Consider the following 15,230-nt stretch of genomic DNA (forward strand, 5'->3'; position numbering starts at 1 on the left):
TAGATAATAACAAGCGGAGAAGCGCCATGCCTGAGTATAAAGCCCCCTTGCGTGATATGCAGTTCGTGCTCAACGAAGTGCTAGCGGCTGAGGAACACTATGCCTCGCTCCCTGGCTGTGAAGAGGCGACCCCCGATATGGTGAATGCCATTCTTGAAGAGGGTGCCAAGTTTTCTGAGCGCGTATTAGCCCCTCTAAACCAGATCGGCGACCAACAAGGTTGCCAGTTTAATGAGGGTGAAGTAACCACCCCTGAAGGCTTCAAAGAAGCGTACCAACAATATGTGGAGGGCGGCTGGCCGTCGTTGGCGCACGACCCTGAGCATGGTGGCCAAGGCTTGCCTGAGTCGATTGGGACGATTCTCAATGAGATGGTGGGTACCGCCAACTGGTCTTGGAGTATGTACCCTGGTTTGAGTCATGGTGCGATGAACACCTTAACTGAGCATGGTAGCCCGGAGCAGAAAGAGACTTACCTGACGAAATTGGTGAGTGGCGAGTGGACCGGCACGATGTGCTTAACAGAACCACACTGCGGCACTGACCTTGGGATGTTGCGCACGAAAGCTGAGCCCAATGCTGATGGCAGCTACAGCTTATCGGGCACGAAGATTTTTATCTCGGCAGGTGAGCATGATATGGCTGAGAACATTGTCCATATTGTGCTAGCCCGTCTTCCTGATGCACCAGAAGGTACGAAAGGTATTTCGCTATTTATCGTACCGAAGTTTATGCCAGAAAGCGGTGAGCGTAACGGCGTTACCTGTGGCTCGATCGAGCATAAGATGGGCATACACGGTAATGCGACCTGCGTTATGAACTTTGATAACGCGACGGGCTTTTTGATCGGGCCGCCGAACAAAGGGTTGAACTGCATGTTCACCTTTATGAACACCGCACGTTTAGGTACTGCGATTCAGGGACTTGCACACACTGAGTGGGGTTTCCAGAACTCGTTGGTCTACGCGAAAGATCGCTTACAGATGCGCTCGTTGAGTGGCGCGAAAAACACCGATGGCCCCGCTGATCCAATTATTGTTCATCCTGCTGTGCGCAATATGCTGATGACGCAAAAAGCGTTTGCTGAGGGTGGCCGCGCGATGATCTATTACTCGGCGCTGTTGGTGGATAAAACCAAGCAAGCCGAAGCCCAAGAGAAAGCTGATGCAGATGCGCTATTGGCGTTCTTAACGCCGATTGCGAAAGCGTTTCTCACTGAGGTGGGTTTTGAGTCCGCGAACCATGCATTGCAGGTTTACGGTGGCCACGGCTTTATTAGCGAGTGGGGCATGGAGCAAAACGTACGTGATGCACGAATCGCGATGCTTTATGAGGGCACGACACAGATCCAAGCACTGGATCTCTTGGGGCGTAAAGTTCTGATGACGCAGGGCGAGTCGTTGAAAAACTTCACGAAAATCGTGCATAAGTTCTGCCAAGCCCATGCGGATGACGAGCATATTGGCCATCTTGTGAAAGAGCTTGCGGCACTCAATAAAGAGTGGGGCGAGTTAACTATGCAGGTTGGCATGAAAGCGATGAAAGATCGCGAAGAGGTCGGGGCAGCAGCTGTCGATTATCTGATGTACTCGGGCTATGTGGTGTTGGCGTACTTCTGGGCGCAGATGGCGCTGGTGGCACACCAAGCGCTTGCCGATGGCAGCTCTGAGGCGGGCTTCTACAACGCCAAAATCACAACCGCTGACTTCTATTACAAGCGGATACTGCCACGTACGCGCAGCCACGCCGAAATTGTCAAAGCTGATATTGATCCGTTGATGGCGTTAGCGCCAGATGACTTTGCCTTTTAATTAAAACGTAGTGTCTGGGTACTCCAATAGCGGAGTACCCGCGTTTAACGATATTGATGGAGATATAACATGTCTGACCTAAATGCTCTTTTCACACAGATGCAAAACAACTTTGATAGCGGCGCCGCGGCAGGTTTGGATGCGGTTTTTCAGTATCAGATCACTGATGGCGAGCCCTACTATGTGGCAGTGGCTGATGGTGAGTGTAATGTTGCGCAGGGTGAGCATGACGACCCAAGCGTCACACTACACATGGATGCTGACACGCTCGCTGAAGTGATGTCTGGTGAAACTGATGGTATGCAGGCCTTTATGATGGGACGTATCAAAGCGGATGGCGATATTATGTTGGCGACTCGCTTAGCATCGGTTTTCCCGGTGGCTTAAGTTAAAGGTCGCATACGCTAATACCGAGCGTAGTACAGGACTTAGCTGCTTCTTTTTATTCCGTTCTAATATAGTAGATACTGTAACTTAGTACGGGATGAGTGAAGCAGAGCCAGTCTCTGCCCACATATAAGAATAATCAAAAGGGGGCTTACCTATGGATCACACTCGTGGGAGTTGGATTCCGGAATCGCTGAACCCCAGCGGCTATCAAACGTTACTGGATGTTATCAGCAGCCATTGTCAACGTTATGCAGATAAACCAGCGTTTACCAGCTTTGGTCGAACGCTGAGCTATGGCGAGCTAGATCGCTTAGCCAACTCTTTTGCTGTTTACTTGCAAAAAGAGACCAATTTACAGCCGGGTGATCGCATCGCGATACAGCTGCCAAACCTCATTCAGTACCCCATCGCTTTGTTCGGTGCGATGCGGGCGGGTTTAGTGATCGTGAATACCAACCCGCTCTACACACCAAGAGAGTTGGAGCATCAGTTTGTTGATTCTGGTGCCAAGGCGTTGATTATCCATGCCAGCATGGCGCATAACGCTGAGAAGATTATCGATAAAACCAGTATCGAGCATATCTTCGTCACCCAAGTGGGTGATCTGCATGGCTTCCTTAAGCGCACGCTGATTAATGCTGCAATTAAATACGTAAAGAAAATGGAGCCTGCATACGACTTGCCTTTGGAGCAGCCGTTGCGCGAAGCGCTGCTGAAGTATGAAGGTGAAATGCCAACTCCGGTGACCGTTAACACCAGCGATACCGCTGTTTTGCAATACACGGGCGGTACCACGGGCGTATCGAAAGGGGCGGTGCTGACCCATGGCAACCTAATCTCCAATATGTTGCAAGGACGCGAGTTGATCAGCCGAGCAAAAGAGGGTTGGTCGGAGACGGCGATATCTCCCTTACCTCTTTATCACATCTACGCGTTCACGCTATCCCTCGTGATAATGGAGGATGGTGGCCATAGCGTATTGATTGCCAACCCGCGCGATATTCCAGGGTTTGTTAAAGAGCTAAACAGCTGGCAACCCACCACATTTATTGGCCTTAATACGTTATTCGTTGCGCTATGTAATAACGAAGGTTTTGCGGGAGTCGATTTCTCTAAACTGATTATCACCATCTCTGGCGGTATGGCCCTCACTCATGCCGCGGCAGATACGTGGCGTAAGTCGACAGGCTGCGAAATTATGGAGGGGTACGGCCTTACCGAAACCTCCCCAGCGGTAGCCATTAATCCGCCGGATGCGATTGCAGTAGGCACTATCGGTTGGCCGTTGGCTGAAACCGACGTGGCCATCATTGGAACGGATGGTAAGCCGGTGGAGGCGGGTACGCCGGGGGATCTATGTGTGAAAGGTCCGCAAGTGATGCAGGGCTACTGGCAGCGTGATGATGCAACGGCCGCATCTTTTACCGATGATGGCTACCTGATCACTGGGGACGTTGCGGTACAGGATGACGATGGCCGTTTGCGTATCGTTGACCGCGCCAAAGACCTGATCATCGTTTCTGGCTTCAATGTTTATCCAAATGAGATTGAAGATGTTGTGACCTCCCACGAAGGTGTCGTGGAGTGCGCAGCGATTGGCGTAAAGGATGAGCGTTGTGGTGAGGTACCAAAGCTTTATGTGGTGCGCAAAGATACCAATTTGGATGAGAAAACGATCATTCGGTGGTGCAAAGAGCGCTTAACCAACTACAAGGTGCCGCGCCAAATCGAGTTTGTTGACGATTTGCCTAAATCCAATGTGGGTAAGGTGTTACGTCGCATGTTGAAGGATACGCCGGCAAGCTAGCATGGCCGGCGCCTTGCGGCGTTTGTTTGGCAGTGTTGAGCGTTGCTTGCTGACTAGAACCGGAGGGACCTCAATGCCGCTAGCAAAACCTATGAGGCGCCAATTAGCTCATCGGCGCCAGATCATTAGCGATGGGTACCAGCGTGAAGATGGCCTTTGGGATATAGAAGCCCGAATGACCGATGTTAAAACTGCGCCGGTTGATAACTTGGAGCGCGGCGGTTTTGTCTCGGCAGGTGAACCATTTCACGATATCTCCGCTCGCCTCACGATCGACGCAACCTTCACCATCGTCTCGGCAGATGCCGTTATCGATGCCTCCCCCTTTAAAAACTGCCCTGCGGCTGCGAAAGCGTTTGGGGGCTTAGTGGGCACACAAATTGGTCCCGGCTGGCACAAAGAAGCCCAAGACCGAGTCGCGGGTGTTGCAGGTTGTACCCATATCACCGAACTGTTACCTGTGCTGGCGACAACCGCCATTCAAAGCCTGTGGCCAACGCTGGGTGATGATGTGCTGCGCGTTGGCTCACGTTTTCTGCTCAATAGCTGTCGCAGTTGGGCGCAAGATGGTGAGGTGGTTAAACGTCACCTGCCTGAACTATATCAATCCTCAAAACCTCTGGAGTCAATTGAATGAGTATCCCGAGTCAGTTTCAAGAACAACTTACCTTGCCTGTTATCGCATCACCTATGTTTCTCGTTTCAGGCCCTGACCTTGTTGTAGAAAGTTGTAAAGCGGGTGTGATTGGCACCTTCCCAGCGCTAAACCAGCGCTCTAGCGAAGATTTTGAAGCCTGGCTGGTGGATATCAAATCGCGGCTGGCGGCGTTCGAGGAGAGCACCGGCCAGAAAGCCGCGCCGTTTGGTGTCAACTTAATTGTGCATGGGTCAAATCCTCGTTTGGAGGCGGACCTCGCGCTGTGTGTAAAACATGAAGTGCCACTTATCATTACATCATTGGGTGCTGTGCCTGAGGTGGTTAAGTCGGTGCATAGCTACGGTGGCCAAGTGTTTCATGATGTGGCTAACCTGCGCCATGCTAAGAAAGCTGCTTCCACCGGAGTGGATGGTCTGATTGCTGTTTGTGGTGGCGCGGGTGGACACGCCGGTGTCTTAAGCCCCTTCGCTTTTGTGAATGAGATTCGCCAGTTCTTCAGCGGCACCGTGATTTTGGCCGGCTGTATCTCTACGGGCCGCGATGTTGCTGCCGCGCAGATGCATGGCGCGGATATGGCGTATATGGGAACGCGCTTTATCAATACGCAAGAGAGCCAAGCCGTTGCCGAGTACAAAGCGATGATCGTGGACTCAGATGCAGCTGACATCACCTACACGCCAGAAATTTCCGGCATTCCTGCTAACTTTTTGACCCCAAGCCTTGTTGCTGCTGGCCTTGATCCTAAAACGGGCAAAGCGCCAGGTGAACAGAACGCTAGCCCCAAAGAGATCAATCTTGGTGAGGAGCTAACCGCGCCAAAAGAGGGGGCGAAAGCGTGGAAAACTATCTGGTCTGCGGGGCAAGGTGTGGGGTCTATCGATGATGTACCGCCAGTGGCGAAGCTGGTAGCGGACCTACACAGCGAATATGTTGACGCAACCGTCGACTTTGCCAATCTCAGCCGCGGTTACGCGCTCAAGCCACAACGGGAGGTTTCATGAGTATTAAAACCTCACAAGAGGGTCAGATCCAGACAATCACCATTGCTCGTCCAGAGAAGCGTAACGCTTTGACGTTAGAGATGTATCAGGCGTTGACTGAAGCGTTGCGCAGTGCTCAGGAGGAGCGCTCGGTGCGGGCGGTGATCTTAACTGGGGAGGGCGGCTGCTTCTCTGCTGGGAACGATATCGTCGACTTTGTTGCGGCGGCATCGCGACAAGACCCCGTGGCACTTGCTGCGCCAACGCAGTTTTTGCAGACTATCTCAACCTTCACTAAACCGCTGGTCGCGGCTGTCGAGGGCGATGCCATTGGTATCGGTACCTCGATGCTGTTGCACTGCGATCTCGTCTATGCCGCAGCCGATGCTAAATTACAATTGCCCTTCGCGCGTCTTGGCTTAGTACCGGAGGGTGGCACGAGTTTACTCTTACCGCAGCAGCTAGGGCATCGATTGGCATTTGAACTGCTGGTGAAGGGCGACGCCGTCTCTGGCGAGCGCGCTGCACAGCTTGGCTTGATCAATGCAGCGTCGCATAGCCCAATGACCGATGCACAGGCCGCGGCTCAGAGCCTAGTAGCGCTGGCACCGGCTGCTGTGCGTCAAAGTAAAGCGATGCTGCGTGAGCATCAAGGCGACCTGTTACAGAAAGTGCTGCTAGCTGAGATCGAGCAGTTTGCTGCTCGCTTGTCCTCGGCAGAGGCACAAGAGGCTTTCAGCGCCTTCATGGAGAAACGTGCCCCCGTTTTTTCTGATATCTAAACACCCTGCAATACAACGTCACTTGAGCGTGTGCCCTGTATAGGTCACACGCTTTTTTTTGCGTGGTGACAAAAGGGCACAAAATGCGTTGAATCTCACAATAAATTAGGGCGATGATGAGCGTCTAAGGAGAAAGTTATTCATTGAGTTATCCCCAGAAAGTGGGGATATGTTACGAGACTGCAACAGGCGTAGATCTTACTAACTGTATTGCTTAGGCAACATTTTTATACCTGTAAATGGTCATTTTTTTTAGGGACCCTGACTGAGCAGCCAGACAGCCACTAAGAGCGTTCAGCAAGTGTTCGGTATGGTAAAAGCGCGCAATGATAGGCCCTGCGGGAGTTATGCAGAGGATTTTACCTAAGTTGTTCACAACTTCTGTGGGTAAGTTGTGACTCCTATGAAAAAAGAAATAGTATATTAAAATCAATAGTTTAAGTTTTTTTTTGTTGTCTGTTTGGATGTCAATGGGGTTTTTTTCAGTTTCTTCTGAAAAGTCTTTCGCTCTTTTACTGCAATTAAATGTCAATCCTATGAATGAAAAAAAGTAGCAAAAATAGCAACGAGTGTAGTAGATGTCTGGTTATTAATTGATCAGTTGTTCTTTGTTTTTTATTAGATGTTTATTATATTCGATAAAGCCGCGTCATTACTGGTGTTATCTCAAGTCAAGGGTTTGTATGAAAATCTTATCCACAGATTTTTTACCCGTGCATTTCAATAGGCTCTCTACGTTGCCTGCGGTGGTGCTCTTTTACTGATTTCCATGCGGTGGCATGAGCGTCTTTGCTATGGTGTTACACAAGGCATGTTGAATAAAAATGCCAGTCTAAGATCTGCTCTTTGTAACGGATTTTGCCCCGCAAAGGGCTACTGAATCGTAACGTCAGTTATGCTGGAGGAAAGTGTCATTGTTTAGCCGCTATGAGTGGATAGACTGACTGAATCCTTAAAAAAATAAACAGATACACTAACGAGTGGGGTTTTCCTATGTTAATGGATGGCCAAGCAATCCAAGTTAAAGCGCTTGATGAAGGGATCTACGGCGTCATCTTCGATGCTAAGTCTGATGCCGTGAACACCCTAGGTAGCGCGACACTTGCAGAGCTAGAGCAGGCGATAGAGGTCGTGAGTAAACAATCTGACCTTGGCGGCGTAGTTTTTGCCAGCGGCAAAGAGAGCTTTATTGTTGGCGCTGATATCACCGAATTCAATGCGATGTTTGATCACGATGAAGAAACGATCGTGACCCACCTGATGGGCCTTCAGCAGCTCATTAACCGTATCGAAGACTTGCCAGCTCCGACGGTAAGCGCGATTAACGGCCTAGCGCTGGGTGGCGGATTTGAGCTAGCGCTAGCAACCGATTATCGAGTGATGTCGGAACAAGCGAAGGTTGGCCTACCTGAGGTGAAGCTAGGTATCTACCCCGGATGGGGCGGTACGGTTCGACTGCCGCGCCTCATCGGTATCGATAACGCGAACGAGTGGATCTGTACCGGCGCTGAGAAACGCGCAAAGGCGGCGCTCAAAGATCAGGCTGTTGATGCCGTCGTTAAACACGAACTCGTTTTGGAGGCTGCCATCGATCTGGTGCGCCAGTGTATGCAGGGCCGTTTCGATTACCAAGCACGCCGTGACGAGAAAAACTCGCCTGTTAAGCTCAACACGGTTGAGCAGATGATGGCCTTCGAGTCCGCGAAAGGGGTTATCGGCGCGAAAGCAGGCCCTCATTACCCTGCGCCTATGCAAGTGCTCAAGACGGTTCAAAAAGGCTGTACGCTGACACGTGACAAAGCGCTAGAAGTGGAGGCGAAAGGGTTCGCGAAGCTGGCCCGTAATGAGGTAACTCGCTCGCTGGTGGGGCTGTTTCTAAAAGATCAGCACGTTAAGAAGGTGAGCAAAAAGTATGAGTCGCAAGCAGAACCCGTACGTCAGGCAGCGGTGCTAGGCGCTGGCATTATGGGTGGCGGTGTGGCTTATCAGTCGGCATCCAAGGGCACGCCAATCTTGATGAAAGATATCCGCACCGATGCACTACAGCTTGGTTTGGACGAGGCTAACAAGTTGCTTGCCGGGCAGCTCAAGCGCGGCCGTATCGACGCTGCGAAGATGGCACAAACGCTGAACCGTATTGTTCCCACACTAAGCTATGGTGACTTTGAGCAGGTTGATCTGGTCGTAGAGGCGGTGGTTGAGAACGAGCAGGTGAAGAAGTCGGTACTGGCAGATGTTGAAGCGCATCTTGCTGAGGATGCGATTATCACCTCTAACACGTCGACAATATCGATCACCGCTCTGGCGGAGGCGCTTAAACGCCCAGAAAACTTCTGTGGCATGCACTTCTTTAACCCCGTTCACAAAATGCCTTTGGTGGAGGTGATTCGTGGTGAGAAAACCAGCGAAGCGGCCATCGCCAAAACCGTGGCCTATGCCAAAGCGATGGGTAAAACGCCGATCGTGGTTAACGACTGCCCAGGCTTTCTTGTGAACCGGATCTTGTTCCCCTATTTCGGTGGTTTTGCGGCATTGATTGCCGATGGCGCTGATTTCCGCAAAGTCGATAAAGTGATGGAGCGTTTCGGCTGGCCGATGGGGCCTGCTTACCTGCTGGATGTGGTGGGTGTTGATACTGCGCATCATGCAGATCGCGTGATGGCGGCGGGCTTCCCTGACCGCATGGAGCATGAGGGCGAGAATGTGATCGACCGGATGTTCCAGCTCGGCCGCTTTGGCCAGAAGAACAGCGAAGGTTTTTATCGTTATGAGACCGACCGTAAGGGCAAGCCGAAGAAGCTAGATGACCCGAAAGTGGATGAGCTGTTAGCGGGCGTGCTTGGCGACGCGGCTGATATTGCTGATGAGGAGATCATCGCTCGTATGATGATACCTCTGTGTATCGAAACGGCCCGCTGCCTCGAAGAGGGTATTGTGGATTCGGCGGCGGAAGCGGATATGGGCTTGATCTACGGGATTGGCTTCCCACCGTTCCGTGGCGGAGCGCTGCACTATCTAGATCAGATGGGCTTGGCTGCGTTCTGTGAGTTAGCGCAAAACTACAGCCATTTAGGACCACTCTACCAACCTACAGAGAAGATGCTGGCGATGGCAGCGGCAGGACAAACCTACTTCGGCGGGGAGAAATAACGATGAGCTTAAAACCAAATGATGTTGTCATTGTTGATGCTGTGCGTACGCCGATGGGACGCTCAAAAGGCGGTTCGTTCCGCAATGTGCGTGCCGAAGCGCTATCAGCAGCGGTGATGAACGCGTTGCTACAACGTAACCCTGCGGTACAGGCCGCTGAGATCGAAGATGTGGTTTGGGGCTGTGTTAACCAAACGAAAGAGCAAGGCTTTAACATCGCGCGTAACGCCTTGGTGCTCGGTGGCCTGCCGCATACGATTGGTGGACAAACAGTTAACCGCTTGTGTGGTTCGTCAATGTCAGCATTGCACAGTGCGGCCCAATCGATCATGACCGGCAACGGCGATCTATTCTTGGTTGGTGGCGTTGAGCATATGGGGCACCTAGACATCTTGCATGGTATCGATGTTAATCCAGAGATGTCCAAGCAGGTGGCGAAAGCGGCACTGATGATGGGCGTGACTGCTGAGATGCTGGGTAAAATGAACGGTATCAGCCGAGAGATGCAGGATGAGTTTGGTGCGCGTTCCCAACGCTTGGCACACGAAGCCACGCAAGCGGGCCGCTTTGCCAACGAGATCATCCCTATCGAAGGGCATGATGAGCGTGGTTTCAAAACACTGCTTGATTACGATGAGGTGATCCGTCCCGAGACTACAGCGCAAGGGCTAGCCCAGTTGAAGCCTGCCTTTGTTCCTAAAGTTGGTACTGTAACGGCTGGTACATCTTCCGCGTTTTCTGATGGGGCATCTGGGATGTTGCTGATGTCAGCCGCGAAAGCCGAAGCGCTAGGCTTGAAGCCGCGTGCTGTGATTCGTTCTATGGCGGTGGCGGGCTGTGATCCATCCATCATGGGATATGGGCCAGTACCTGCGTCACAGAAGGCGCTTAAGCGTGCTGGTGTATCGATGCAGGATATCGACTATATCGAGCTCAACGAGGCCTTTGCGGCGCAAGCGTTGGCGGTCATGAAGGGGTTGAAGCTGACAGATCGCATGGAAGATAGCGTTAACTTGAATGGTGGTGCGATTGCGTTGGGCCACCCGCTAGGTTGCTCAGGCACGCGTATCTCAACAACACTGCTGAATGTCCTTGAGCAACAGGACGGCACGTTGGGCTTAGCCACAATGTGTATCGGCATGGGGCAGGGGGTTGCGACGGTCTTTGAGCGTCTGAACTAACCGGCGTATTGAAACTAAAAAAGCCCAGCGATGCTGGGCTTTTTTGTGGAAGCTGAAACGAGACGTGCTTTAAGCGATCGCCTCTTCAGCACTTTGGTAAGGATAGCCAAGGCCCTCTGCAACCGCTTGGTAGGTGACGTTGCCGCGGTGAACATTGAGGCCGTTACGCAGATGCTCGTCATCTTTAAGCGCTTGCTGATAACCCTTATTAGCAAGATTCAGAATAAACGGTAGCGTTGCGTTCGTCAGTGCGAAGGTCGATGTACGAGCGACACCGCCCGGCATGTTTGCAACGCAGTAGTGAATGACACCATCGACCTCATAGATAGGCTCTTGGTGTGTGGTCGCTTTAGAGGTTTCGAAGCATCCGCCTTGGTCAATAGCCACATCAACCAGCACTGAGCCATTCTTCATTTTCTTAAGATGCTCACGTGTCACCAATTTGGGTGCAGCGGCGCCAGGAATGAGTACGGCACCAACAACGAGGTCGGCTTGTACCACCTCTGTTTCGATCGATTCTGCACTGGAGTAAAGCGTTTTGAGCTGAGGTCCGTATAGTTCGTCGAGCTGCTTCAGGCGCGGCAACGAGCGATCAAGAACGGTAACGTCAGCACCTAAGCCCATCGCCATGCGTGCTGCGTTGATACCCACAACGCCACCACCAATGACAACGACTTTGGCAGGGGCAACGCCAGGTACGCCGCCGAGTAACGTGCCCAAACCACCCTGTGCTTTCTCGAGCGAGTGAGCACCGGCTTGAATAGCCATGCGGCCAGCGACTTCACTCATTGGGGCGAGCAGCGGTAAACCTCGGTGGTTATCGGTGACGGTTTCATAAGCGATTGCAACCGCGTCAGACTCAACCAGCAAACGGGTCTGTTCTGGGTCTGGAGCCAAGTGGAGATAGGTGAAGAGCAACTGACCAGAGCGGAGCATCTTGCACTCGTTTGGCTGCGGCTCTTTGACCTTAACGATCATATCTGCTGTGGCGAAAATCTCTTCAGCAGTATCAATAATCTTCGCGCCCGCGGCTTCGTACTGTTCGTTCGTTAAGCCAATAGCGGCTCCGCCATCGCGCTGAATCATAACCTCGTGACCAGCGGCAATCACTTCACGCACTCCAGCAGGCGTCATGCCGATACGATACTCGTGATTTTTAATCTCTTTAGGTACACCGATGAGCATGATGATCTCTCCTATGGTGGTTTCTTCTTTTTGAACCGCACACTGTGCGCCTTGTTCCAATATGTTATTCAGACTAGCACCAGATTGGTGAGATTTTTTAGGTTATTTTTATTTTTAATCGATGTTATGTTTTGTTTTTTCCTTTATTTGTGGTTTTATTTGCTGCGCATGTGCAGCAATTGCGGTGTTTTTTCATGTTGAAAATTATAGTCCGATACCAAAGCGTAGCAACATAAACGCGAGCATGCCGGCCACAATGGTGGTGAGTAAGTCTTTGCGTACGAGTGCCACCAGAAAAGCGAATAGGGCAGCGAGTAACCAAGGGTTATAGGGGCTTATCCAAAGTGTGCCCTTGGGCATCAGTACAGCGGGTACAATGATTGCGGTTAGCACCACTGGAGGCACAAACCCCAATGCGCTACTTAACCATGCCGGGAAGTGGATGCGCCCAGCCATACCGAAAAGCACATAGCGTACCCCAAACGTAACGACGAACATTCCGAAGATCAGAGTGAGTTCTGCGCTGCTCATACACGATTCTCCAAGCCTTGCTGCTTGCGTTTTTCAAGCATGAAAAGAGATAGGCCAACGGCAATTCCGCACAATGACGCGACAATTAAACCAAGCTTGTGTGGCAGTGCCGCGGTCGCGATCGCCATCATGCCGCCCACGATGACAGCCGCCCACATCGGACGTGAAGTCAAATAAGGGACGACCATACCAATAAATGTGACGGACATTGCAAAATCTAGCCCCCATTGGGTCATATCGGGAAAGAGTTCTCCCAGTGCCACGCCAACGGCAGTGCAGAGCACCCAGTTACCGTACATGGCCAAAAAAGACCCTAGATAAAACCAATGGGCTGTCTCGATATCGTCACGACGTAGGTAACGGCTACTGACAGCTGCAAAGGTCTCATCCGTAAGCCCAAAAGCCATGAGTACGCGCCACCTTTGCGGCAGGTGGCGTACCTTGGGTACTAAGTTAGCGGCATAGAGCAAGTGGCGCAGGTTGACGATAAACGTTGTTGCAATGATGATGGGGATCGACGCGCCAGCAGCCAATAACCCCAGCGCGATAAATTGCCCAGAACCTGCGAAAACAAACAGTGACATCGCGAGTGCCCCCAGTGCAGATAGCCCGCTTGGCTCGGCTAATGTACCGAAGATAATGCCGAACGGAATCGCGCCAACGATCAGCGGAAACGTGGCCTTTGCACCGGCGATGAATTCGGTACTGCGTAATGCTCCGACAGAGGTAGCAGTTGTCATGAATGGGCCTCCTGATGAAGCTGAAGAGTCATATAGATATCGGAACGAGGGTAGATCGAGCGCCCGTTTGGGTGAGGCACTTCGCGAAAACCCATATGACGATAGAGAGCGATAGCACGCTCGAGCTTAGTTGAGCTTTCTAAGTAGAGATGAGTAGCGTTTAAAGCGCGCGCTTTATCTAGCGCCGTTAGCAACAATTGGCGCCCAATGCCAAAGCCTTGTAGCTGATCGGTTACCCCCATCTTCGAGATCTCGAAGCAGCCATTGCCATGGCAAGCTAAAGCGACACAGCCAACAATGTCGTTTTTTACACGTGCAAACCAGATGTAGCCGCCCCGCGATAGATAGTAACTTTCAGGTTCATCGAGTGCGCTACGGTCGTGTTCAGTGAGTTCGCCATCAAAGTACTTATCCAACCAAGCGAGATTGAGGCTACGAAAGTGCTCTCGGTACTCTGGGCTCCAATTCAGTATCTCAATTTGCGCGACGGCGCGCTGCTGACCGAGTTGTTGCAACACCGGTTCAACAAAGCCGTGCTTACGAAGATCATTTTCGAACTCATCGAGTGCGTTGAGTAACGAGTGTTGGTGCTGTGCCATCAGGCTATCTAGGTAGTGACGTATCTCGTGCCAAACAGGCTGTATGGATACTAATAGCTGTTCGCTTTGGGAAGACAGCGCAAGGAGTTGGCGGCGCTCGTCCTTGGGGTCGGGTGTTTTGCAGAGCCAGCCTTCGGCCAGCATCTTGCGCGCCATCTTGCTGATAGCGGGGTGGCTAACGTTAAGCTGCTCTGCCGCTTCCGTGACGCTCGCGCTACCGTGCTGTGCCAGCAAGTTAAATAGCGGGAAATAGGTTGGGCTTAGCGGTATGTCGCTGCGCTGATAGATCTCGATCACGTCTTGGAACAGCTGATCAGATAGGCGCTTGAGGCGGCTGCCCAGCGATAGGCTGCCGAACTGGCGCATTATGTCATGGTTTTTCATACAATGTATCTTATTACGTAACTGGTTACATAATAGAGTGAATCACGACAATTGAGAAGCCGTGATCTGTGATTTAAGCGTTATCTATTGAAGGCTGGCTTAGTTGTCTACTGCACGCACAATATCGACCGGTGCTGCTTCGAGAACCTCTACCGGCATACCGACCTCAATAACTCCGCTGTTTTGGGCGATAACATTTTGCCCAAACAAAGCGCCGCCTTCGTGAGCTCGACGATAAGTGAGCATGGTGCGCAGCGGTTCTTGCTTTGGGTTGAAGGTTGTACTGCGCGGCGGCAGAGTTGTCAGTTTGCAGCGCTCACAGGGTGAGAAAACCTGAAAGGTGACCTCCCCTATACGGATCATCTGCCAACTATCTTCGCTAAATGGCTCGTTACCGGTGACAACAATATTGGGACGAAATTGTTCCATCACAAAGGGCTCAGCGCAGCGCTCTTGCAGCCACTCTAGTGATGCTGTGGATGTCAGCAAGAGTGGGTAGCCGTCAGCGAAGCTGACTTGGCGCTCAGGTTGTTTGCGGATGGGGCGTAAGCTGCGGGGTCCAAAAAAGACAAGCTGGCACTCAATGCCAAGAAACGTGCTAATCCAGTTGTCTGCTATCGCACCACAGCTTTGCGCCTCAATTGTTTGCTTCCAAACGGTCACAGGACGGTAATGGTCGGGAAAGTCACGTTGGTTCAGGAACAGTGTTGCTGCACCTTCAGCTGCGAGCGCAATGCCGCCATCAAACAGTGTTGCCTGTAGCTGGATCAGTTTTGGGTGTTTGCGTGCGGTGATAAATCTTCCTGTGGCATCAACAACGAGATAGCGGCGATCACCTGTGACCCCCAGCTCATCAATAACAGCACGCGTCATCGAAACGGGGGCGCATGATTTAATCGGATACTGATGGATGCTAGACAGATTGATGGAAGCCACGGCACGCTCCTTGCGTAAGGTCGAGATAGGGAGTTGCCATCATACGCCTTGCCGATGTAGGACTCTAGCTAAGCCCTCAAGTTGAAACGAGGATAA

The 15,230-nt window shown here is 51.8% G+C and carries 13 protein-coding genes; 8 read left to right on the plus strand and 5 right to left on the minus strand.

Annotation, left to right across the window (positions count from 1 at the left end):
• The first annotated feature begins 26 nt into the window (after positions 1 to 26).
• From EOE65_RS13140 to fadA, 8 genes are all read left to right on the plus strand, one after another.
• On the plus strand, positions 27 to 1,811 hold the full coding sequence (locus EOE65_RS13140) for an acyl-CoA dehydrogenase C-terminal domain-containing protein (protein WP_127694785.1): 1,785 nt from the start codon (positions 27 to 29) through the stop codon (positions 1,809 to 1,811).
• 69 nt (positions 1,812 to 1,880) lie between these two features.
• Positions 1,881 to 2,198 (plus strand): SCP2 sterol-binding domain-containing protein, encoded by a 318-nt coding sequence (locus EOE65_RS13145; protein ID WP_127694786.1) that lies wholly within the window; start codon positions 1,881 to 1,883, stop codon positions 2,196 to 2,198.
• 157 nt (positions 2,199 to 2,355) lie between these two features.
• Positions 2,356 to 4,008 (plus strand): AMP-binding protein, encoded by a 1,653-nt coding sequence (locus EOE65_RS13150; RefSeq protein WP_127694787.1) that lies wholly within the window; start codon positions 2,356 to 2,358, stop codon positions 4,006 to 4,008.
• A gap of 91 nt (positions 4,009 to 4,099) precedes the next feature.
• A complete protein-coding gene (locus tag EOE65_RS13155; RefSeq protein ID WP_240656992.1) occupies positions 4,100 to 4,645 on the plus strand; it encodes a DUF2889 domain-containing protein in 546 nt (181 codons plus the stop codon).
• Positions 4,642 to 5,667 carry an NAD(P)H-dependent flavin oxidoreductase gene (locus EOE65_RS13160; RefSeq protein WP_127694789.1) on the plus strand — a complete coding sequence of 342 codons (1,026 nt, stop codon included), beginning with the start codon at positions 4,642 to 4,644 and terminating at the stop codon, positions 5,665 to 5,667. The genes EOE65_RS13155 and EOE65_RS13160 overlap by 4 nt, the downstream gene beginning before the upstream one ends.
• A complete protein-coding gene (locus EOE65_RS13165) occupies positions 5,664 to 6,428 on the plus strand; it encodes an enoyl-CoA hydratase-related protein (RefSeq protein ID WP_127694790.1) in 765 nt (254 codons plus the stop codon). The genes EOE65_RS13160 and EOE65_RS13165 overlap by 4 nt, the downstream gene beginning before the upstream one ends.
• A 993-nt stretch (positions 6,429 to 7,421) precedes the next feature.
• Positions 7,422 to 9,578, plus strand: coding sequence for a fatty acid oxidation complex subunit alpha FadB (gene fadB, locus EOE65_RS13170; protein WP_127694791.1), 2,157 nt, complete (start codon positions 7,422 to 7,424; stop codon positions 9,576 to 9,578).
• A gap of 2 nt (positions 9,579 to 9,580) precedes the next feature.
• Positions 9,581 to 10,759, plus strand: a complete 1,179-nt coding sequence (gene fadA, locus EOE65_RS13175) for an acetyl-CoA C-acyltransferase FadA (RefSeq protein WP_127694792.1) — start codon at positions 9,581 to 9,583, stop codon at positions 10,757 to 10,759.
• Between the two features lie 69 nt (positions 10,760 to 10,828).
• On the opposite strand, the gene ald is transcribed toward fadA, so the two are convergent.
• The 5 genes from ald to EOE65_RS13200 form a co-directional block, all read right to left on the minus strand.
• Positions 10,829 to 11,944 carry an alanine dehydrogenase gene (ald, locus tag EOE65_RS13180; protein ID WP_127694793.1) on the minus strand — a complete coding sequence of 372 codons (1,116 nt, stop codon included), beginning with the start codon at positions 11,942 to 11,944 and terminating at the stop codon, positions 10,829 to 10,831.
• Between the two features lie 204 nt (positions 11,945 to 12,148).
• Entirely contained in the window at positions 12,149 to 12,475 is a 327-nt protein-coding gene (locus EOE65_RS13185) for an AzlD domain-containing protein (protein ID WP_127694794.1), read from the minus strand.
• Complete coding sequence (locus EOE65_RS13190; protein ID WP_127694795.1) at positions 12,472 to 13,215, minus strand: AzlC family ABC transporter permease; 744 nt, start codon at positions 13,213 to 13,215, stop codon at positions 12,472 to 12,474. The genes EOE65_RS13185 and EOE65_RS13190 overlap by 4 nt, the downstream gene beginning before the upstream one ends.
• Positions 13,212 to 14,198: a bifunctional helix-turn-helix transcriptional regulator/GNAT family N-acetyltransferase gene (locus EOE65_RS13195; protein ID WP_240656993.1), complete on the minus strand. Its 987-nt coding sequence runs from the start codon at positions 14,196 to 14,198 to the stop codon at positions 13,212 to 13,214. The genes EOE65_RS13190 and EOE65_RS13195 overlap by 4 nt, the downstream gene beginning before the upstream one ends.
• Positions 14,199 to 14,297: 99 nt before the next feature.
• Complete coding sequence (locus EOE65_RS13200) at positions 14,298 to 15,134, minus strand: MOSC domain-containing protein (protein ID WP_127694796.1); 837 nt, start codon at positions 15,132 to 15,134, stop codon at positions 14,298 to 14,300.
• Positions 15,135 to 15,230 lie beyond the last annotated feature (96 nt).

It is taken from the genome of Neptunomonas marina (assembly GCF_004005935.1).
Classification (GTDB): domain Bacteria; phylum Pseudomonadota; class Gammaproteobacteria; order Pseudomonadales; family Balneatricaceae; genus Neptunomonas; species Neptunomonas marina.